Raw genomic sequence first — 20,026 nt, 5'->3', positions numbered from 1 at the left:
GAACTCACGCCGCGGTGGTGTCGCTGCCGCTCTCGTCGAGCGTCGTCTGCCGGCCGCCAGCGGACTGCTCCCCGCGGCCCCGGTAGGACTCCCGGAGCGTGAGCGCCAGCGCGCCGAGGCCGAGCAGGAACGCGACCAGTTCGAGCAGTCCGCCGAGGATCGGAATCGCGCCGAGGATCGCGAATCCGACCAGGCCGACGACGAGCGCGAGCCAGCGGTTGTCGCGATCGGCGAGCGAGAGCGCCCACGACCCGACGGCGAACTGGCCGTAGACGGCGGCGACCCACGCCGCGACGCCGAACGCGACCGCACCGACCAGCGAGAGCGGGATACCGATGATCGTGAGCAGGAGGACGACGAGCACGATCGGCACGAGGACGAGCGTCAGTAGCCCCACGCCGCCGGACCTGGCTGGACTCTCCGCGACGCGGTCGGCGACGCGCGTCGAGAACGCCGGGAAGGCGGCCAACAGGACCGCGCCGAGCAGGAGATTCACGAACAGGCCGTAGACGACGCCGAGCCAGGACGGGAGCGTGAACGCCCCGAAGTCCGGTCCGGCGCTGTCCCCGATGCTCTCGTCCTGGACGACGCTCCCGCCGACGGCGGCCTCGGGGTCGCGGGTGAACGTGGCGGCGTCGTAGCGGAGGTCGCCGCCGACCGATGCGGTCGGGCCGACGACGACCTCCTCCGCGCCGGCGCGGACGGTCCCGTCGATGGTCCCGTGAATCGCGAGGAAGCCCGCGCCCGCGTCGAGGTCCCCGCCGATCTGGGCCGTCTCGCCGATCTCGACCGTGCCGCCGGCTGCGCTCACGTCGCCGCCGACGGTGCCGTCGATGCGGACGGTCCCAGCCGCCGCCTCGACGTTTCCGCCGACCTCTCCGGTCTCGGTGACGTGGACGGTCCCCGCCGCGGCGGCGACGTCTCCGGTCACCGTCCCGCGGACGATGATCGTCCCGGCGACGCCCTCGATGCTGTCGTACGTCTCGTCCACGCCGACGACGATCGTGCCGCCGGCACCCTGATACGACTGTGCCGCGGCGACGCCGGTCGCGGTCGATAGCACGAGGAGCGATACGAGTGCGAGTACGGCGACTCGGCGGCCGCCGCTGGAGAGCCTGGAAGGCATACGTGAACGTCGTATTGGGAATACAATAAATCTACGCTGATATATCGTAGCAGTCGGCCGTATTTGGCGAATACCGCCAGAGGACCGGAATCGAATGGATCGATGCCACCGTCGGATCGTGTTCATTGAAGCGAATAGACATATCTTGCCGCGTTCCGTGCGGGGCCTCTCGACCAGCACCGCGACGGATCCTCGTCCCACGGCACTCCGTCCTCGTGGCCCGTCGCCGGGATCGTGTCTCCCACGGTACTCCGCGGTTGGACAGTCGGTTCTCGTCGCCGCTTGCGAGCGTCGCCGAGTCCCGAAACGGAACCCTTGTTAGCCCCGCTCGCCGTTGTTTCCCCAATGAGTCACGACTCGCCGCCGGTCCGCCGTCTCGCGGACTGGAACCACGAGCGCCTGGAGGCGGTCGCCGCCGAGCACGGCACGCCGCTGTACGCCGTCGACCTCGACCGCGTCGCCGAGAACTACGAGCGCTTCGCCGCGGCGTTCCCCGACGCCCACGTCATGTACGCCGCGAAGGCCCACACCGGCCGGGCCGTCCTCTCGACGCTGGTGGAGACCGGGGCCGACATCGAGTGCGCCGCGTGGGGGGAACTCCAGCGCGCCATCGACGCCGGCGCGGACCCGGAGACGCTCCAGTACACCGCCGTCAATCCGCCGGACCGCGACCTCGACTACGCCGTCGACCTGGCCGCCGAACACCCCGGCCTCACGATCACCGCCGGCGCGCGCCACACCTTCGACCGCCTCGAAGAACGGGGCTACGACGGCCGCGTCGCCATCCGAATCAACCCCGGCATCGGCACGGGCCACCACGAGAAGGTCGCCACCGGCAAGGACGCGAAGTTCGGCATCCCCTACGACGCGGTCCCCGAGGTCGCCGCGGACGTGCGCGAACGCTTCGACCTCGTCGGCCTGCATGCACACGCAGGCAGCGGCGTCCTCCACGACGACCTGGACGACCACTGCCGGGCCATCGGGAAGGTCGCGGACATGGGCCGGACGGTCATCGCCGACGGCGCCGACCTGGAGTTCGTGGACTTCGGCGGCGGCTTCGGCGTCCCCTACCGCGAGACCGTCGAACCGCTCGACATGGACGTGGTCGGCGAGAAGGTCCGCGAGGCCGTCGGCGACCTGGACGCGCGGATCAAGCTCGAACCCGGCCGCTACGTCGTCGCCGACGCCGAGCTGATCCTGACCGAGGTCAACACGATCAAGGAGACGCCCGTGGCGACGGTCGTCGGCGTCGACGCCTCGCTGGCGACGCTCATCCGCCCCGCCATGTTCGGCTCGTATCACCCCATCCGCAACGTCACGGCGCCGGACCGCGACAGCGAGCCCGTGTCGGTCGGCGGCCCCTGCTGTACGAGCGCCGACGTGTTCTGCACCGACCGGCCCATCGCTCGCCCCGAGCGCGAGGACCTGCTGGCCATCGGCAACGCCGGCGCGTACGGATACGAACTCGCCAATCAGTTCCACTCTCAGCCCCGGCCCGCCGAGGTCGCCTTCGAGAATGGCGAGACGCGCGTCGTCCGCGAGCGCGAGACGCTCGACGACGTGACCCGGCTCGAACGGACGTGACGATGGCGTTCGACATCCCCTCCTTTCACCGGAAAGCCGTCGAGACGCCCTCCCACGAGAGCGTGTCTGAGATGCGCGCGCTGCTGGTCGACACGCTCGAGGACAACGGCGAGTCGCCCGAGGTCGACGACCTCGGGAACGTCGTCGCGACGCGGGGCGAGGGCGACGGCGCGCACCTCCTCCTCAACACGCACATCGACACCGTCCCGCCGCACCTGCCCTACGAGCGCCGCGCGGAGCGACCCGGCGACGAGCGCGTCGACGGCAGCGGCGACGAGGGCGACGGCGACGTGGTCTGCGGTCGCGGGGCCTGCGACGCCAAGGGCCCGCTCGCGGCGCTGCTCGACGCCTTCCTGACGGTCGAACCCGACGACGGGCGGGTGACGCTGGCCGTCTCCATCGACGAGGAGACCACGCAGACCGGCGGCGCGCACCTCGCCGAGACCGTCGATGCGGACGGCTATATCGTCGGCGAACCGACCGGCCTCGACGTGTGTACCGCCGCGAAGGGGCAGTTCGAGGGGACGGTCACCATCCGCGGCGAGAGCGCCCACGCCGCCGACCCGGGGAGCGGCCTGAACGCGATTCGGGCTGCCGCGCCAATCCTGCAAGCGATGGAGTCCTACGACGACAGCGAGGCGCGGAGCGCCTCGGGACCCGCGAGCGGTGACGACGGGGAGCCGCGAGCCAGCGGCCCCGACGACCACGAGACGCTCGGCCGCCCCATCCTCACGGCGTCGATGATCGAGGGCGGCGAGGCGACGAACCAGGTCCCGGCCGAGTGCACCATCACCTTCGACCGCCGGAGCGTCCCGCCGGAGACGAGCGAGTCGTTCTGCGACGACCTGCGCGCGCACCTCGACCAGTGGCTCCCGGCGGAGATGGGACTGGCGGTCGAACTCATCCGCCCGGACACGCCGTTTCCCGAGGCCTTCGCGACCGACCCCGAGACCGACCTCGTCCGCACGCTGCAGGACGCCAGCGGCGGCGCGGTCCGCCCCTTCGGCGCGGCGACGGAGGCCTCCTACTTCGCCGAGCACGGGCCGACCGTCGTGTTCGGGCCCGGTGACCTGAGCGACGAGGTGGGCGCGGTCGCCCACTCGAAGCGCGAGTACGTCCGCCTCTCGGACGTACGGACGGCCGCCCGTGCGGTCCGCGAGACGGTCGAGCGACTTGTCTAGGCGGGCCGCTCGCCGGCGAGCGACGACAGCGTCGTCGCCTCCTCGTCGGTCACGCGGCCGAACTCCTCGTAGTAGTCCGCCGTGGCCTGGAACGCCGACGGCTGGAGGGGGACGACCACCTCGTCGGTCCACCGGCGGACCTCCGCCAGTACGTCGGGCGGCGCGACGGGGGCGGCGGCGACGACGGATTCCGCGCCGGCCTTTCGCAGTCGCTGGACCGCAACGCGCATCGCCGCGCCGGTGGGTATCCCGTCGTCGACCAGCAGGACCCGCTTTCCGTCCACGTCGAGCGGGCCCCACTGCTCGCCGTACTCGACCGCCCGCGTCTCGACGGCGTCGGCGGCGTGGGTCTTCGCCTCCTGGACGTACTCCCAGTTCACGTCGAGAAAGCGCATCATCGGGCTGTTGATCCACGAGAAGCCGCCCGGCGCGACCGCGCCGATGGTCAGGTCCGGATGGTCCGGTGCGCGGATTCGCTGGACGACGAGCACGTCCATCGGATCCCCCAGCTCCTCGGCGATCACGGTTCCGACCGGGATGCCCGCGGGCGCGATGGCGACGACGGCGTCGCTCTCGACCTCCCGCCGGCGGAGCGCGGCCACGAGATGTCGCGCCGCGTCCGAGCGGTCTGTGAACATACTGCACTGTAGGCCGTCGGCAGTGGTAACGATTCCGGTCGATGTTGCCTGAAATATCTGGGGCGGCGCGTCGCTTCGGGTCCGTGTCTAGCTCAGTCCTGTGGCGACGGTCGGGACGACTCGCTTCCCGTGTCCAGCGTCTCCTCGACCTGCGAGTACGTCAGGACGAGCGCGAGCAGCGCGAGGACCGCGCCGGCGGTAAAGGGCGTGCTGAACGAGCCGAGGTTGTAGAGGACGCCTGAGGCGAGCGGGCCGACGGCGACGCCCAGCCCGAACGCCATCGTCAGGACCGACAGCGTCGTCCCGGAGCCGCGCGCGCCGGCGAGGTCGCCCGCGAGCGCGAGCGACGGCGCGAACACGAGCGCGACGGCGATTCCCTGGACGAAGCGGGCCAGCAGCATGAGCCAGGGGTCCGTGACGAGCCCCTGTGCGAACACCGACGGGACGAGGACGGCGAAGCCGGCGACGACGAACGGCCGCCGGCCGAAGCGGTCGCTCGCCCGGCCGATGGGGACCTGGAACACGACGTTCGCGATGACCACGGCGGCGAACTGGACGCTGAAGAACAGCGTCGACTCGTCCAGTCGCATCCGGATGGGACCTTCGAGCGTGGCGAACAGGGCGATGGTCGTCGCCATCATGAACGTGCCGACGCCGAGGACGAACACCGAGTCGAGGCCCCGGCCGTCGGGGTCCATGATCGCGATGGAGAGGTCCTTGCCGGCCTCGGCGTCGACCGGCGGGTCCTGGATGAGAAACCAGACGAGCAGGAAGCTCACGACCGCGCCCAGCACGGCGACGGCGAACGCAGCGGTGAAGCCCGAGACGGCCGTCCCGGCGACGCGGTAGGTCACCACCTCGCTCGCCGAGAGGCCGCCCGTGACGACGACGCCGGCGATGATCGGGCCGAAGCCGAAGCCGATCAGCCGGAAGGTGTTGAACACACCGAAGTTCCCGCCCCGCTCGGCGTCGCTCCCCGCGTAGTCGTTGACCAGCGCGATGGTCGCGGGGATGGTAAAGGCCGCGCCGAGGCCCTGGAACGCCCGCGCGGCGAGGACGGTCCAGTAACTGGAGAGGAACGGATAGGCCGCGCTCCCGACGGCGAACAGGACGAGGCCGGTGAGGACGAACGCTCGCCGCCGGCCGGTGCGGTCCGACAGGCGGCCGGTGAACGGCTGGCCGAAGCTGTTCAGCAGGCCGAACAGCGACAGCACCAGGCCGATGAGCGTCTCGGTCTGGAGCGTGAATCCGAGCAGTTCCGTCCCGACGATGCCGGCGAGCGACACCTGCCCGCTCGCGATGTACAGCGGGAGGACGATGATGAGAAACGAGTTCCCGAGGGCGTCTGCCATCCGCGCGAACGCGAGCGTCAGGACTCGCGAGTCGGTTCCGAGGACCATCTATCGTACGCGAACGGCCCCACCTCCCTGAGCGTTGCGTTCGAGCGGCGACCCGCTCAGATGTCGTCGGCCAACTGCTCGGCGATGCCGGTGTAGCCCGCCGGCGTCAGCGCTTCCAGTTCCGCGCGCACGTCCTCGCTCACGTCGAGGTCGGCGTACATCTCGCGGAAGTCCTCGATGGTGACCGAACGCCCGCGGGTGGCCTTCTTGACCTGCTCGTAGGCGTCGTCGTGGCCCTCGCGCCGGAGGATGGTCTGGACGGCCTCGCCGATGACTTCGGGCGTGTCCGCGAGGTCGTCGGCCATCACCTGCTCGTTCGGGACGACCTTCGCGAGGCCGTTCTGGCACTTGCCGTAGCCGACGAGGCAGTGCGCGAACGCGGCCCCGACGTTGCGCTTGACCGTCGAGTCCGAGAGGTCGCGCTGGAGTCGGGAGGTGGTGACGTAGTCCCCGAGGAAGACGAGGTCGGAGTTGGCCTTCGAGAGGTTCCCCTCGCTGTTCTCGAAGTCGATGGGGTTGACCTTGTGGGGCATCGTCGACGACCCCGTCTCGCCCTCGACGGCCTCCTGGCCGAGGTAGCGGTCGGAGACGTACAGCCACACGTCCAGGTCGAGGTCGAGCAGGACGTTGTTCGCGCCCCGGAGCGCGTCGAACAGCGCCTCGAAGTCGTCGCAGGGATTGACCTGCGTGGTCAGCGGTTCGTGTTCGAGGCCGAGGTCGGCGACGAAGCGCTCGGAGAACGCCGGCCAGTCCACGTCCGGGTAGGCGGCGACGTGGGCCGCGTAGGTCCCCGACGCGCCGGCCAGTTTGCCGGAGAGGTCGTCCGCGGCGCGCTCGACGCGCGCGACGGCCCGCCCCAGCCGGGAGGCGTAGACGGCCATCTCCTTGCCGAAGGTCGTCGGCGTCGCGGGCTGGCCGTGCGTGCGGGCGAGCATCGGCACGTCGGCGTACGTGTGGGCCATCTCGACCAGCGCGTCGCGAATCTCGCGGAGTTCGGGGACCAGGACTTCTTCGGCGGCGGGCTTGACGAGCAGGCGGTGGGCGAGGTTGTTCACGTCCTCGCTGGTCAGCCCGAAGTGGATCCAGTTGTCGGCGTCGAGGTCCGCGGGCATGCCGAGGCGGATGAAGTATTCGACGGCCTTCACATCGTGGTTCGTCGCCGCGTACTCGCCGTAGCCCTCCGTCTCCAGTTGCTTGACGACGGCGGCGTCCTCGTCGTCGAAGTCCTCGTACAGCGCCCGGAGCGCGGTGCGCTGGTCGTCGTCGATGGACAGCGGCGTGGCGTCGAGGTCCGCGAGCGCGAGCAGGTACTCGACTTCGACTTCCACGCGGGCGCGCATCAGCGCCCGCTCGCTGGCGTACGGGACGAGCGGTTCGGTGTAGCGGGCGTATCGGCCGTCGAGCGGCGAAACGGCGTCGAGTGGCCCTCTGTCGGTCATGTCCGACTGTCCGCGGGAGGCGCGAAAAAGCGTGTCGTTCCCGCGCTCTCTCGACCTTCGCTCGGTCCGGCCACCTCCCGCCGTTCCGTGTCGTGCGCTCACAGCAGGTGGCTATATCCTATCAGCCGACCTATAATACGTCATGGCAGAAGTCACGCAGGCCCGACCGTCCGAGCACAGCCGCCCCCTCGCGGTTCGCGGGGCTGTCGCCGTCGTCGTCTCGGTCCTCGTCAACGTCGTCCTGGTCCTCGCCGTCGGGGCCCTGGGAATCGCACCGGGGTTCCGACCGCTCGCCGTTCCGCCCGTCGCCTTCCTGTCGGCGGTGGGGGCCGTCGGCGCGACGGCGGTGTACTGGGGCCTGACGCGCTACCGGAACGCCCCAGACCGGTCGTTCGTCCGTCTGGCGGCGGTCGTGCTGGTGCTGTCGTTCCTCCCCGATGTCGGACTCCTGCTGAACGACCCGGCGGCGACGGTCGCCGGCGTCGTCGCTCTCATGGTGATGCACGTGGTCGTCGCGGCCGCGTCGGTCGGATCGCTGGTCTACTGGGGAACCGCCCGCTGAGCCCGCTCGGGAGCGGCCGCGCTACTGCCCGCTGGCCGTCGCGTCCTGATAGTGCGAGCGGTAGCGGGCGACCTTCCGGTACAGCAGGTAGCCGACGACGCCGTCGAAGACGATCACGAACCCGAGGAACGCCAGCGTGCTGAGCGGCGCGTACGTCACGATGGTGTTGTACGTCGCGTGGATGAGCGCCGCGATGAGCAGCCCCTTGACGACGATGGGGCCGGCGTCTTCGGGGTTGAACTTCGCCAGGCCGAGGTAGTAGCCGGCGAACGACGAGTAGAGGACGTGGCCCGGACCGACGAACGCGCGACTCGTCGCCGTCTGGATGGCCGAGACGATCGGCTGGCCGCTCTGGGCCGCGATTGCCTGCGAGTAGCCCTGCGAGATGTACAGCGCGTTCTCGATGGTCGCGAATCCCAGCCCCGCGACGGCCCCGTAGACGACGCCGTCGACGACCGCGTCGATGGTGTCGTAGCTCCCGACGCGGACCGCGAGCCACTTCACCGTCTCCTCGATGGGGCCGACGACGACGAAGAAGAACAGCGCCATCCCGACGACGGGGACCACCTGGAACAGCGGCTGCAGCAGGGTGTTGACCAGCGCGGCGATGCTGGCGAACAGGATCGAGAGGACGAACGTGATCGCGAGCGGCTCGAGCGGTTCGCGCATCGTCGGGTCGCCGTACCAGAGGAAGCCGACGATGCCGAGCGCCGGGACCGCCGACAGCGCCGCCAGCGCACCCAGTTCGGGCCGGCGAATCGCCAGCAGGACCGTCGCCGCGAGCTGTACCACGAACAGGAGCACCGCGATGGCGATGAGGAGCCAGCGCCGCGACGCGTGCAACACCCCGTAGAGCCCGACGGCGACCCCGTCGAGCCGCGACCGGGCGTCCCACTCGGCGATGTCGTATAAGTCGGTCGTCCCGCTCATCGACGCCGCGACCGGATCCGTGTCCTCGTCTGTCACGGCTGGTCCGTCACGTGGCGGCTACGTCAGGGTTTCGCCCGCACAGGCAAGATTGCGAGGGGCTCCGCGGTCAGCCGAGCCAGCCGTAGTCGGCCTCGGCGTCGCCGAACCGACCGTCCGGTGGGCGGTGCCGGTAGAGGTCCCGGCCGAGCGCGAGCCACGCCAGTCCGTAGAGGGCGGCCGCCCCAGGCTGGACGCTCAGTCCGAGGAAGGCCAGCGTCCCCACGCCGAGCGCCACGCCCAGCCACGGCGGCTGGATGCGCGTCCGGACGAGCCCGACCGCGACCAGCAGGGATCCGCCCACCAGCGCGAGCACGCCCATGCCGACGATGGCCTCGCCGCCGCCCGAGAGGAGGCGGAGCACTTGTCCGACGCCGAACACGAGGCCGCCGAGCGCGCCGAGCCACGCGCCGATGGTCCCCGGGCGCTTCATCCGCGCGCCGTAGAAGTCCTCGACTGCGTAGTGACCGGCGACGACGCCGACGCTGGAGACGGCGCTGGCGACGAGGACCGGCGGGCTCGTCGTCGTCAGGCCGGTCGCCGCGAGCGCCGCGGCCCAAGCGGTCCAGACGACGCCCGCGGCGGCCGCGACCGCGCCGGCGTACTGACACCGTAGCTTCGACATACCGGCGCGTCGACGGCCGGCCACATATGCACGTCGAACGCGCGCCGCGGACGGCCGGGGCGGGGTTTCGCAACAACTTTGCACCGGCCGACCCGTCGGTCGCACATGAAACTCGCCGGTATGGCCAGTAACCGCGGCCGAAATCTCATGAACATCGCCGACCGCGCCCCGGGCGGCGCGTCGTTCGCCGTCGTCCTGACGAACGACGCCGACGCGCCGGTCCTCGAAGCGGCGGCCGAGCGCGGCATCCCGACGGAGGTCGTCGAGCGCGACGACGACGAGGCCCGCGAGGCCCACGAAGAGCGCGTCCTCGACGCGCTCTCGGAGTACGACTTCGACCTCGTCACGCTCGACGGCTACATGCGCGTCCTGAGCGAGACGTTCCTCGACGCGGCCCCGACGACGCTGAACGTCCACCCGTCGCTGCTGCCGAACTTCGCCGGCATGGACGCCCACGAGCAGGTGCTCGACGCCGGCGTGAAGGTGACCGGCTGTACCGTCCACGTCGTCGACGAGAGCGTCGACGGCGGCCCCATCGTCACGCAGGAGCCGATTCCCGTCTTCGAGGGCGACGACGAGGACGACCTGAAAGCGCGCGTCCTCTACGAAGGCGAGTTCACCGCCTATCCCCGCGTCGTGAAGTGGTTCGCCGAGGACCGCGTCGAGGTCGACTGGGGCGAGAGCGCGGTCAGCGTCGAGGGCGACGCGGGCGGCGACTTCCCCGCTCGGCGAATCGTCTCCGACGACATCGCCGCGAGCCTGCGCTACGGGGAGAACCCTCACCAGGACGCCGCGCTGTACGCCGACGCCACTGTCTCCGAGGCCAGCGTCGTCCACGCCGACCAACTCAACGAGGGCGCGAAGGCCCTGTCGTACAACAATTACAACGACGCCGACGGCGCGCTGAATCTCATCAAGGAGTTCGAGGAGCCCGCCGCCGCGGTCATCAAGCACACCAACCCCGCGGGCTGTGCGACCGCCGACTCCGTCGCCGAGGCCTACGAGAAGGCCCTCTCGACGGACCCGATGAGCGCCTTCGGCGGCATCGTGGCGCTGAACCGCGAGTGCGACGCCGCCACCGCCGAGCAGATCATCGACTCCTTCAAGGAGGTCGTCGTCGCGCCCGGCTACACCGACGCCGCGCTCGACGTGCTCTTCGAGAAGGAGAACCTCCGCGTCCTCGACGTGAACGACAACTTCGAGGTCACGGACACGCTCACCGAGAAACCGCTGGTCGGCGGTCGCCTCGTCCAGGAGCGCGACACGCAGCACCTCTCCGCCGACGACCTGGAGGTCGTCACCGAGCGCGAACCGACCGACGAGCAGGTCGAGTCGATGCTGTTCGCCTGGCACACGCTCAAGCACGTCAAGTCGAACGGCATCCTCTTCGCGAAGGGGACGGAGACGGTCGGCATCGGCATGGGGCAGGTCTCCCGCGTCGACGCCGTCCGGCTGGCCGCGATGAAGGCCGACGAGCACGCCGAGGGCAAGGACGCCGAGGGCGCGGTGATGGCCTCCGACGCCTTCTTCCCGTTCCCGGACGGCATCGAGGAGGCCGCGGACGCGGGCATCGAGGCCGTCATCCAGCCCGGCGGCTCGAAGAACGACGACAGCGTCGTCGAGGCCGCCAACGAACACGACATGGCGATGGTGTTCACCGGCCAGCGGTCGTTTAGACACGACTGATCGAGCGCGCGACGCAGTTTCCCGTCTCGAAAGACGCTTCAGACGGGCTTTCGAAGCGGCGGGCATGTCCGAGGACACCGACCGCGAGACGGCGGTCAGAGACGCGGTTGACCGCTCCCAGAGCGGTGCGCCGGCGGGCGGGCGAACCATCCGGGACCGATTTTCCGCCGACGAGATCTTCCAGCGCATCATCGTCGCCGCGGACCACGAGATAACGTCGAGCAAGCGCGAACTGCTCGCGAGCGCCCTCGCCGCGGGGTTCGCCATCACGATCACGTTCCTGCTCTACGCGTCGCTGTACGCCTCGACCGGCGGGGACCCGGTGCTGAGCGCGTTGCTGTATCCGCTCGGCTTCGTCTTCATCATCCTCGGGGACTACCAGCTGTACACCGAGAACACGCTGCCGCCGGTCGCGCTCACGCTGGAACGGATCGCCTCGCTGCCCGCGCTGTGTCGCATCTGGGGGCTCGTCCTCTTCGGGAACCTCGTCGGCGGCGCGCTCGGCGCGCTCGCGCTCGCATCGACCGGCGTCCTCTCGCCCGAGGCCGTGACGGCGGCAGAGGGGTTCGCCGAGAAGGCCATCGAGACCCCGTGGTGGACGCTGTTCGCCAAGGCGGTGTTCGCCGGGCTCATCGTCGCCGGCGTCGTCTGGGTCGACTACTCGCTTCGCGACAGCGTCTCGCGACTGTTGCTCGTCTACCTCTCCTTCCTGGCCATCCCGTTCGGGAACCTCTACCACGTCGTCGTCTCGGCGACCGAGATGCTGTTTCTGGTCTACAACGGCGAACTCGGCCTGATGGTCGGCACCACGCAGTTCGTCCTCCCGGTGCTGCTCGGCAACTCCATCGGCGGCGTGGTCCTCGTCACCGTCGTCAACTACTTCCAGACGACCGAGAGCCGGCTGGAAGCGATCCGCGAGGGCGGCACGACCCTCCAGCTCACCGTCCGCGAGTGGGTGCTCGGCCCGTTCTCCGACTCCGGCCGGTCGTACGTCCCGGTGAACGACGACCACTGACGTACCAACTGAACCGAGTTACACACCACGCACTCCCACCGTGCAATCGGGTGCGCACTGATTTTCACTGGCTACGATAGCCCACGACCGGACTGGAAGGTGGCGTTTAGCGTAGCAGTCAGCAGTGCAGAGAGCCAGAAAGCCCCGGCTGGCTGAACTCGGGGGGCTTTCTGGCTGTTTGCGATCGCTTTCTCTTAACTAAACACTGCCGACGGGACAAGCCAAACGCATTTGACACGCTCGGCGCTAGAGGTGGTGTGAGCTGGCTCGCAGACAACCGCCTCCTGTTGCTGTTCGCCGCCGTCGTCCTGACGACGCTCGGAGCCGTCGGCGCGGCCATCGTCGGCGTCGTCGCGACGCTCGGCGCGCTGGTGGGCGGCGGCGCCGTCGTCCAGACCTTCGCGGTCTTCTTCCTGGGAACGCTGCTGCTGGCCGGGCTCGACGTGGTGTTCTCGGTGGCGCTGGTCCGCGAACTGGCCAGGCGGGCGTCGCTCCCCAAGAGCCAGCGCGCCGCCGGCGTCCTCGCGCGGGCCGAGTCGCTGATTCCACCGCTGGCCGCGCTCGGCCTCTCGGACACCGTCGCCCCGAGCTTCGAGGACCGCCACGAGGCACTGACGCGCCGGTACGTCGAAGGCGAGATCACGGAGGCGACCTACGAGCGAGAGCTCCAGGACCTCCTCGACGGTTCGGACGCGGAGACCGGACCGCTCGACGAGGCCAGGGTCGAGCCCGGGCGGTCAGCGTCCGCCGCCGCCTCGCGTGACGCGCCGCGGTCGGAGACCGAATCCGAGCGCGAACCGGCCCGCGAGTAGGGACCACTGCCCGGTTTTACGTACCGTCGCGACGACGGGTCAGGTATGGACGACTACATCGAACTCGACGTCGAGCGCGACGCCGTCGCGCGGGCGCTGGGCGTCGTCCCCGGCGTCGCCGTGGCCGGCGACGACGCGGGCGAGGGTTCCGTCGGTGACGACGACGCAGACGACGACGGGCCGGAGGCGACGCCGGTCCCCGGCGCAGCCCCCGGTGACACGGCCGACGAAGCCGACGGCGGCGCGACGGCGAAACTGGGAGCGCTCTGGCGGCAGTGGGGCCTGCTCGGCACCGGCGTCACGCTGGTCGCGCTGGGCGCGGGCCTCGTCGGGCTCTGGTTGTACCGACGCCGGAGCGCGGACGGGTCGGCGGCCGAGGAAGCCACCGAGGAGTGGGACGAGTGGACGCCATCCGAGACGATGGACTCGCCGCCGCCGTCGGTGGACACGCCGTCGCCGACGGGGTCGGCGGACGGAGTGGCCGGCACCGACGCTGGTGACACCGAGGACGGACCGGCCCCCGAGCCACAGCAGACGGCGCTGGGCGAGGAGGCGGCCCGGAGCGAACGGGGCGACGACATCCCCGTTCGCGGTCGTCGCGAGGACCGCGAGGACGTGGACTGGAGCGTCCGCGAGGACCGGACTCCCGGCGACGCGACGGAATCGTCGCAAGCCGGAGCGGGGACGGATGAGACGACCGAAACGGAGACGGATGCGTCGGCAGAGGACGAGCGCGAGGACCTGCCGGGCGCGTCCATCGACCCGGCACCGCTGCTGGGGGCCGCGTTCCTCATCGCGACGAGCGCGCTGGGTCGGTGGGCCAGGCGGGAGCACGAGACGGGGCCCGGGCAGTAGTTCGACAGGCTAAAGCGAGCGGCTCCGATACAGCGAGCATGAAGTTCCACGAGGCCGCGAACTTCCTCTTCGAGCTGCGCCGGTTCGCCTCGCGACCCGGCACCGACGCCACGCGGGAGTTGCTATCGTCGCTCGGCGACCCACACGAGGGACTGCGCTGCGTGCAGATCGCGGGGTCCAACGGGAAGGGATCGACCGCGCGGATGGTCGAGCGGACGCTGCGGGAGGCCGGCCTCGACGTTGGACTGTACACGTCGCCGCACCTCGACGACGTTCGCGAACGGATCCGCGTCAACGGGCGGAAGATTCCCGAGGCCGCGGTCGTCGAGTACGTCAAGGCGGCCCGGGAATACGTCACCGAGCGCGGCGCGGCCGGCGACTCGCCGACCTTCTTCGAGACGCTGACCGCGCTCGCGCTCTGGGAGTTCGACCGACAGGACGTGGACGTTGCCGTGCTGGAGGTCGGCATCGGCGGCCGCCACGACGCCACGAGCGTCGTCGATCCGGTCGCCAGCGCCGTCACGTCGGTCACGCTCGAACACACCCACATCCTCGGCGACACCGTCTCCGAGATCGCCCGTGACAAGGCCCACGTCGCGCCCGACGGCGAGCCGCTGGTGACCGGTACGACCGGCGACGCGCTCGCGGCCGTTCGCGAGATCGCCGGCGACGTGGTGACCGTCGGAGAAGGCGACGACGCGGACGTGACCGCCACCTACGGCGGCCGCGACGGACTTGAGGGCGCGGTCGCCATCGACGGACCGGACTGGGCCGTCGACACGCACATCCCGTTGCTCGGCGAGCACCAGGCCCAGAACGCCGGCATCGCGGCCGCGCTGTGCCGGCAGGTCGCCGACGTGTCGCGGGAGACGCTCGAACGCGGCCTGCGGAACGCCCACTGGCCGGGCCGCTTCGAGGTCATGGGCGAGTCGCCGCTGGTCGTCCTCGACGGCGCGCACAACCCCGGCAGCGTCGAGCGGACGGCGGAGACGCTCGACTCGTTCGACTACGACGACCTGCACGTCGTCCTCGGCGCGATGGTCGACAAGGACCACGCGGGCATCGCCGGGGCGCTGCCGGACCCCGACCGCGTCGTCGCCTGCCAGCCCAACGTCGACCGGGCGGAGTCCCACCACGTGCTGGCGACGGCGCTGACGGCGGCGACCGACGCCGAGGTCGAGACGCGCCACGACGTGGCCGGCGCGCTCGGCATCGCGCTCGACGCCGCCGACGAGGGCGACGCCGTCCTCGTGACCGGGTCGCTGTACGCTGTCCGGGAGGCCCGCACCCGCTGGGCGCGCTCGCTTGTCCCGAAGCGCGTCGACTCGCTCGCCGACGCCCGCGAGGCCATCGAGGCCGCCCACGTCACCGACGCCGGCGCGTGGCGGATGCGCGGCAAGGGCGTCCACCGCGTCCTGCGGACCCGCGTCCAGCCCCGGCAGGCCCAGTACCTCAAGGAGGAACTGCTGTCGCTGGGCGGCGAGTGCGCCGTCTCGGGCCTGAACGATCAGGACGAGGAGTCGCTGGACGTGGTGCTGATGGCGACGATGGCCCAGTTCAAGCGCCTCGCCGAGAAACTGGACGGCCAGCCCTACGGGCTCTCGACGTTCGCCGACGAACTCCGGAGTGCGCTGTCCATTCAGCAGTCAGACGAGCGCGACCGCGATCACCCGTGGGACGACGGCACGGCCGTCATGGGCATCTGCAACATCACGCCGGACTCGTTCCACGACGGCGGCGAGTACAACGCCGTCGAGGACGCCGTCGAGCGCGCCGAGCAGATGGTCGCCGACGGGGCCGACATCCTCGACATCGGCGGCGAGTCGACGCGCCCCGGCGCGGAACCGATCTCCGCCGACGCGGAGATCGACCGCGTCGTCCCCGTCATCGAGGAACTGGCGGACCTCGACGTGGCGATCTCCGTGGACACGCGGAAGGCCGCCGTCGCGCGGGCCGCGCTCGATGCCGGCGCGGACATCCTCAACGACGTCTCCGGGCTGGAAGACCCCGAGATGCGCCTCGTCGCGGCGGAGTACGACGTGCCCGTCGTCGTGATGCACTCCATCGAGACGCCCGTCGACCCCGACAGCGACGTGCAGTACGACGACGTGGTCGAGGACTGCATCGACCAGCTGACCGAGCGGGTCCTGCTCGCGGAGAAGGCCGGGCTGGATCGCGACCAGATCATCGTCGACCCCGGCCTCGGCTTCGGGAAGTCCCCGGCCGAGGACTTCGACCTGCTCGGCCGACTGGCGGAGTTCCGAGCGCTCGGCTGCCCGCTCCTCGTCGGCCACTCCCACAAGTCGCTGTTCTCCCTCGTCGGCGAGGACGCGGGCGACTGCCTGGAGGCGACCATCGCCGGGACGACCCTGGCGGCCCGACAGGGTGCCGACATCGTCCGCGTCCACGACGTGGCCGAGAACGCCGCCGCGGTGCGGGTCGCCGAGGCGGCCCGCGACCCCGAGAACTTCGAAGACTGAGCGAAAACGTATCGGCTGTCACCAACCGAATCGCTTCGAGCCGGTCAAACGCCCAGAACCGCCGCTCGGTAGTGGACGCGTTTCTATTATCTCGTTTGAAAAGGGGAGGCGAACATATTAACGCGGTATCTTCCGACGAGGAGTATGGCCACTGACGAGACGGCCGCCGTCCCGCGAAATCGGGTCACGGCGGCGGACCGAAACGGCGTGGACGGATCGACACTCACCGAGCGTATCGGTCTCGACGACGCGGAGATCCGGTGGCGAAAGGAGTTCACGGGGTTCGACGAGACCGATATCGACGCGCTCGTCGCGATGGAAGACGAGGTCGACGCCAGCGCGGAGGCCGTCGTCGAGGACTTCTACGACAACCTCCAGTCGTTCGACGAGACCGTCGAGATCTTCGGACGCTCTTCGAAGTCGGTCGAGCAACTCAAACGGACCCAGGAGCAGTACCTCCGGGACCTCGTCGCCGGTGACTACGGCCGGTAGTACTTCGAGAACCGGGCCCGAATCGGGAAGATCCACGACATGCTCGACCTCGGCCCCAAGGTCTATCTCGGGGCCTACACGACGTACTTCGAGCACTTCCTGTCGATGATCGCGGCGGACATCCGGTCGACGGACGCCGACCGCGACGAGGCGCTCGACGAGCTGTCTGACCGCGTCCTCTCCGTCTTCAAACTCCTCAATCTCGACCAGCAGGTGGCGATGGACACCTACATCGACTCGTACAATCAGCGCCTGGAGGCCGCGAACGAGGAGCAAGAGCAACTGATGCGTGAGGTCGAGGAAGGACTCCAGCAGCCGATCGACGAACTGAGCGAGTCGGCCGAGCGCGTCGCGGAGACGAACCAGCGACTCAGCGCGACAGCCGACAGCCAGGCCGAGTCGATGGACGAGGTGGCCGGCGAGGTCGCGGACATGAGCGCGACCATCGAGGAGATCGCGTCCACCGCCGAGGAGGTCGCGAGCACCAGTACGTCGGCCGAGCAGAAGGCCGAACGCGGCAGCGAGGCCGCCGAGCGGGCCGCGGACGTGATGGACGAGGTCGACGGCGCCGTCGACGAGGTCTCGGACGATATCGCGGGGCTCAAGCGCCGCGCCGACGAGATCGACGAGATCGTCGAGGTCATCAACGGCATCGCCGACCAGACGAACATGCTGGCGCTGAACGCCTCCATCGAGGCCGCGCGCGCCGGGGAGGCCGGTGACGGGTTCGCCGTCGTCGCCGACGAGATCAAGACGCTCGCCGGCGATTCCCAGGCCCACGCCAACCGCATCGAAGACACGGTCACGGAGATTCAAGACGAGACCGTCGACGCGGTCGAGAGCCTGGAGACCGTCACCGAACAGGTCTCAGACGGCATCGAAGAAGTCGAAGCGGCGACGGAACGGCTCGACGAGATCGTCGACGCGATCGACGAGACGGCCCAGGGGATCCGAGAGGTGTCGGCCGCGACCGACGATCAGGCGGCCTCGACCGAGGAAGTCGCCAGCATGATCGACGAACTGTCGGCCGGGATCGACGACATCTCCGGACAGCTCGGCGATCTCGCGGCGACGAACGAGGAACAGACGGCGAAGATTCGGGACGTGGCCGAGTCCGCCCGTCGGCTCGACACCGACGGATAGCGCCGCACTTCACTCCCCATTATCGGGCGGCTCGACCGCCTCGGCCTCGGTCTCCGTGACGCGGATTCCCTTGGAGGCGAGGTGGCGCATCTGCCGGCGGACGAAGTCCTCTTCGGTCGTCCCGCGCGTCGCGAGGATGACCATGCGCGCGTCGCCGGCCGGCCGCATCGTCCGTCCGGCCCGCTGTGCGCCCTGTCGCCGGGAGCCGCCGAGCCCCGAGGCGACGATGGCCAGTTCGGCGTCGGGGAGGTCGATGCCCTCGTCGCCGACGCGGGAGACGACGAGCGTGTCGCGCTCGCCCTGCCGGAACTCGTCGAACAGCTTCCCCCGGCGGGCGTGGGGCATCTCGCCGCTGATGAAGGGTACGTCGATGGCTTCGCTGATGGCCTCGCCCTGGTCCAGGTACTCGACGAAGACCAGCGCCTTCGCCGCCGGGTTCTCCGCCAGCGCGTAGCGGATCTCGTCGATCTTCCCCGAGTTGCCGGCGGCGGCCTGTCGCCGGTCGTGGCCCGACGTGGAACTGTACTCGGCCCCCTCGGTCTCGTCGCCCCACGGGACGAGGCGGATCTCGACCTCCGGCTCGGCGACGTAGCCCGCGTCGAACAGCTTGCCCCAGTCCGTCCCGATCGGCGGGCCGACGAGCGTGAAGATCTCCTCCTCGTCGTCGCTCTCGCGGGTCGGCGTCGCGGTCAGGCCGAGCCGGTGTTTGGTCTGGAGGTCCGCGCTGCGTTTGTGAACTGGCGATGGAATGTGATGGACCTCGTCGTAGACGATGAGGCCCCACTTGCGCTGGTCGAACAGCTTCCGGTGGCGGTCCATCCCGGCGGTGCGGTAGGTGGCGATGGTGACCGGCCGGATGGACTTCTCGCCGCCGTGGTACTCGCCGATGTCGTCGTCGGTGAGCGAGGTGTGTCGGACCAGTTCGTCGCGCCACTGGGTCGCGAGTTCGCGCGAAGGGACGAGTATCAGCGTCTCCCCGCCGACGGCCGCCATCGCGCCCATCGCGGCGACGGTCTTGCCCGACCCGGGCGGGCCGACGAACACGCCCGATCCCTGCTCGGTGAAGCGCTCCACCCAGTCGCGCTGGTAATCGCGTAGGCGAAGCAGGAGATCCAGTTCCAGCGCGTCGCCGGTTTCGAGGTCGCGGTCGTCTCGGACGGGGTAGCCCGCCTCGTACAGCGTGCGCTTGATCTCGGCGGTGGCGTCCTCGTTGACCCACGCCTCCGAGTCGGAGATGGGCGCGCGGAGGTGGTGGTCGTCGAGCTTCTGGCGGGCGACGTTGCCCATCAGGTCGTCGCTCTCGGCTTCGAGGACGACGTAGCCGTCCTCGTGGGTCTTCAGGCGGAACTTCCGGGCGCGCTCCCACTGGCTCGCGACCCACTCTTCGAGGTGGGGCGAGCGCTCGCCCAGCACGTCCCGCATCGTCGCGAGCAGGTCGTCCAGCGATTCGTGGGGCGCGGCCCACACGTCTTCCTCGCGGAGTTCGTACACGTAGCCGCCCGAGCGGTTCGTGTCCTGCAGGCGGGCGAACTGCGAGAGCTGGGCCCGCGTGAACTGCTCGGGATGTTCGACGACCACCTCGCGGCGGTCCGGGAACAGGACGACGCGCTCGCGGTCGGTCACCTCGGCGATATCGGCCGGATACCACACCGACTCCACCTCGGACACGTCCTGGCGCTCGATGTCGCCCTCCTCGGCCAGCGCCGCCAGGGCTTCGCGGGCCTCGTCCGGCGTCAGGTCGGTCTTCCGCGAGAGCTCCGTCGCGGTCAGGTGCGGTCGGCCCACGGCGTCGATGGCGTCGTAGACGGCGTCGAGTTCGAGGGCCCCCGCGGCGTCTTCGTCGTCGGTTCGGTCGGCTGGCTCCTCGGCTGTCACTACCGGTGGGAGGCGACCGAGGGGGAAACGGGTTTCGTCTGTGGCCCGACGTCTGCCGTCCACGCGGACACGGACAAGCCCCGAGGCAGGCGGAGTGAGACGGCACACCGGCCGGAGGGAACGTAGAGCGAGCGGTCATGTCTGCCA

15 protein-coding genes and 1 pseudogene are annotated in these 20,026 nt (G+C 70.1%); 9 read left to right on the top strand and 7 right to left on the bottom strand.

Going from position 1 to position 20,026, the window contains the following annotated elements:
- Window positions 1–4 precede the first annotated feature (4 nt).
- The gene (locus GM656_RS02380; protein ID WP_162412044.1) at window positions 5–1,126 is read right to left on the bottom strand and encodes a bactofilin family protein; all 1,122 of its coding nucleotides are present in this window, start codon (window positions 1,124–1,126) and stop codon (window positions 5–7) included.
- A 345-nt stretch (window positions 1,127–1,471) separates the two neighbouring features.
- On the opposite strand from GM656_RS02380, the gene lysA reads away from it, so the two are divergent.
- Both lysA and GM656_RS02370 read left to right on the top strand, forming a co-directional pair.
- Window positions 1,472–2,710, top strand: a complete 1,239-nt coding sequence (lysA, locus tag GM656_RS02375) for a diaminopimelate decarboxylase (RefSeq protein WP_162412043.1) — start codon at window positions 1,472–1,474, stop codon at window positions 2,708–2,710.
- Window positions 2,711–2,712: 2 nt separating this feature from the next.
- Complete coding sequence (locus GM656_RS02370; protein ID WP_162412042.1) at window positions 2,713–3,891, top strand: M20 family metallopeptidase; 1,179 nt, start codon at window positions 2,713–2,715, stop codon at window positions 3,889–3,891.
- Here GM656_RS02370 and GM656_RS02365 read toward each other — a convergent pair.
- From GM656_RS02365 to purB, 3 genes are all read right to left on the bottom strand, one after another.
- Entirely contained in the window at window positions 3,888–4,529 is a 642-nt protein-coding gene (locus GM656_RS02365; RefSeq protein ID WP_162412041.1) for a phosphoribosyltransferase, read from the bottom strand. The genes GM656_RS02370 and GM656_RS02365 overlap by 4 nt on opposite strands.
- A 92-nt stretch (window positions 4,530–4,621) precedes the next feature.
- Entirely contained in the window at window positions 4,622–5,929 is a 1,308-nt protein-coding gene (locus GM656_RS02360; RefSeq protein ID WP_162412040.1) for an MFS transporter, read from the bottom strand.
- Between the two features lie 56 nt (window positions 5,930–5,985).
- Window positions 5,986–7,368 (bottom strand): adenylosuccinate lyase, encoded by a 1,383-nt coding sequence (gene purB, locus GM656_RS02355; RefSeq protein WP_162412039.1) that lies wholly within the window; start codon window positions 7,366–7,368, stop codon window positions 5,986–5,988.
- Window positions 7,369–7,510: 142 nt separating this feature from the next.
- On the opposite strand from purB, the gene GM656_RS02350 reads away from it, so the two are divergent.
- Entirely contained in the window at window positions 7,511–7,930 is a 420-nt protein-coding gene (locus tag GM656_RS02350; protein WP_174242919.1) for a DUF6069 family protein, read from the top strand.
- Between the two features lie 21 nt (window positions 7,931–7,951).
- Here the strand turns inward: GM656_RS02350 and GM656_RS02345 are convergent, their stop codons facing one another.
- Both GM656_RS02345 and GM656_RS02340 read right to left on the bottom strand, forming a co-directional pair.
- A complete protein-coding gene (locus GM656_RS02345; RefSeq protein ID WP_241692686.1) occupies window positions 7,952–8,896 on the bottom strand; it encodes a PrsW family intramembrane metalloprotease in 945 nt (314 codons plus the stop codon).
- A gap of 70 nt (window positions 8,897–8,966) precedes the next feature.
- Window positions 8,967–9,521 (bottom strand): hypothetical protein, encoded by a 555-nt coding sequence (locus GM656_RS02340; RefSeq protein WP_162412038.1) that lies wholly within the window; start codon window positions 9,519–9,521, stop codon window positions 8,967–8,969.
- A 105-nt stretch (window positions 9,522–9,626) separates the two neighbouring features.
- Between GM656_RS02340 and purH the strand changes: the two genes are divergently transcribed.
- From purH to GM656_RS19575, 6 genes and pseudogenes are all read left to right on the top strand, one after another.
- Window positions 9,627–11,207, top strand: a complete 1,581-nt coding sequence (gene purH, locus GM656_RS02335) for a bifunctional phosphoribosylaminoimidazolecarboxamide formyltransferase/IMP cyclohydrolase (RefSeq protein ID WP_162412037.1) — start codon at window positions 9,627–9,629, stop codon at window positions 11,205–11,207.
- A 64-nt stretch (window positions 11,208–11,271) separates the two neighbouring features.
- Complete coding sequence (locus tag GM656_RS02330; RefSeq protein ID WP_162412036.1) at window positions 11,272–12,222, top strand: formate/nitrite transporter family protein; 951 nt, start codon at window positions 11,272–11,274, stop codon at window positions 12,220–12,222.
- 257 nt (window positions 12,223–12,479) lie between these two features.
- Complete coding sequence (locus tag GM656_RS02325) at window positions 12,480–13,034, top strand: SHOCT domain-containing protein (protein WP_162412035.1); 555 nt, start codon at window positions 12,480–12,482, stop codon at window positions 13,032–13,034.
- 45 nt (window positions 13,035–13,079) lie between these two features.
- Window positions 13,080–13,889 (top strand): hypothetical protein, encoded by an 810-nt coding sequence (locus GM656_RS02320; RefSeq protein WP_162412034.1) that lies wholly within the window; start codon window positions 13,080–13,082, stop codon window positions 13,887–13,889.
- Between the two features lie 38 nt (window positions 13,890–13,927).
- Window positions 13,928–16,369: a dihydropteroate synthase gene (gene folP, locus GM656_RS02315; protein WP_162412033.1), complete on the top strand. Its 2,442-nt coding sequence runs from the start codon at window positions 13,928–13,930 to the stop codon at window positions 16,367–16,369.
- 144 nt (window positions 16,370–16,513) lie between these two features.
- Window positions 16,514–18,004: pseudogene (locus GM656_RS19575) on the top strand (globin-coupled sensor protein).
- A 9-nt stretch (window positions 18,005–18,013) separates the two neighbouring features.
- Here GM656_RS19575 and GM656_RS02305 read toward each other — a convergent pair.
- Window positions 18,014–19,879 (bottom strand): DEAD/DEAH box helicase, encoded by a 1,866-nt coding sequence (locus GM656_RS02305; RefSeq protein ID WP_162412032.1) that lies wholly within the window; start codon window positions 19,877–19,879, stop codon window positions 18,014–18,016.
- Window positions 19,880–20,026 lie beyond the last annotated feature (147 nt).

It is taken from the genome of Haloarcula salina (assembly GCF_010119195.1).
Lineage (GTDB): Archaea > Halobacteriota > Halobacteria > Halobacteriales > Haloarculaceae > Haloarcula > Haloarcula salina.
The sequence above is the reverse complement of the archived record's forward strand: the minus strand, read 5'-3'. Positions and strand labels throughout refer to the sequence as shown.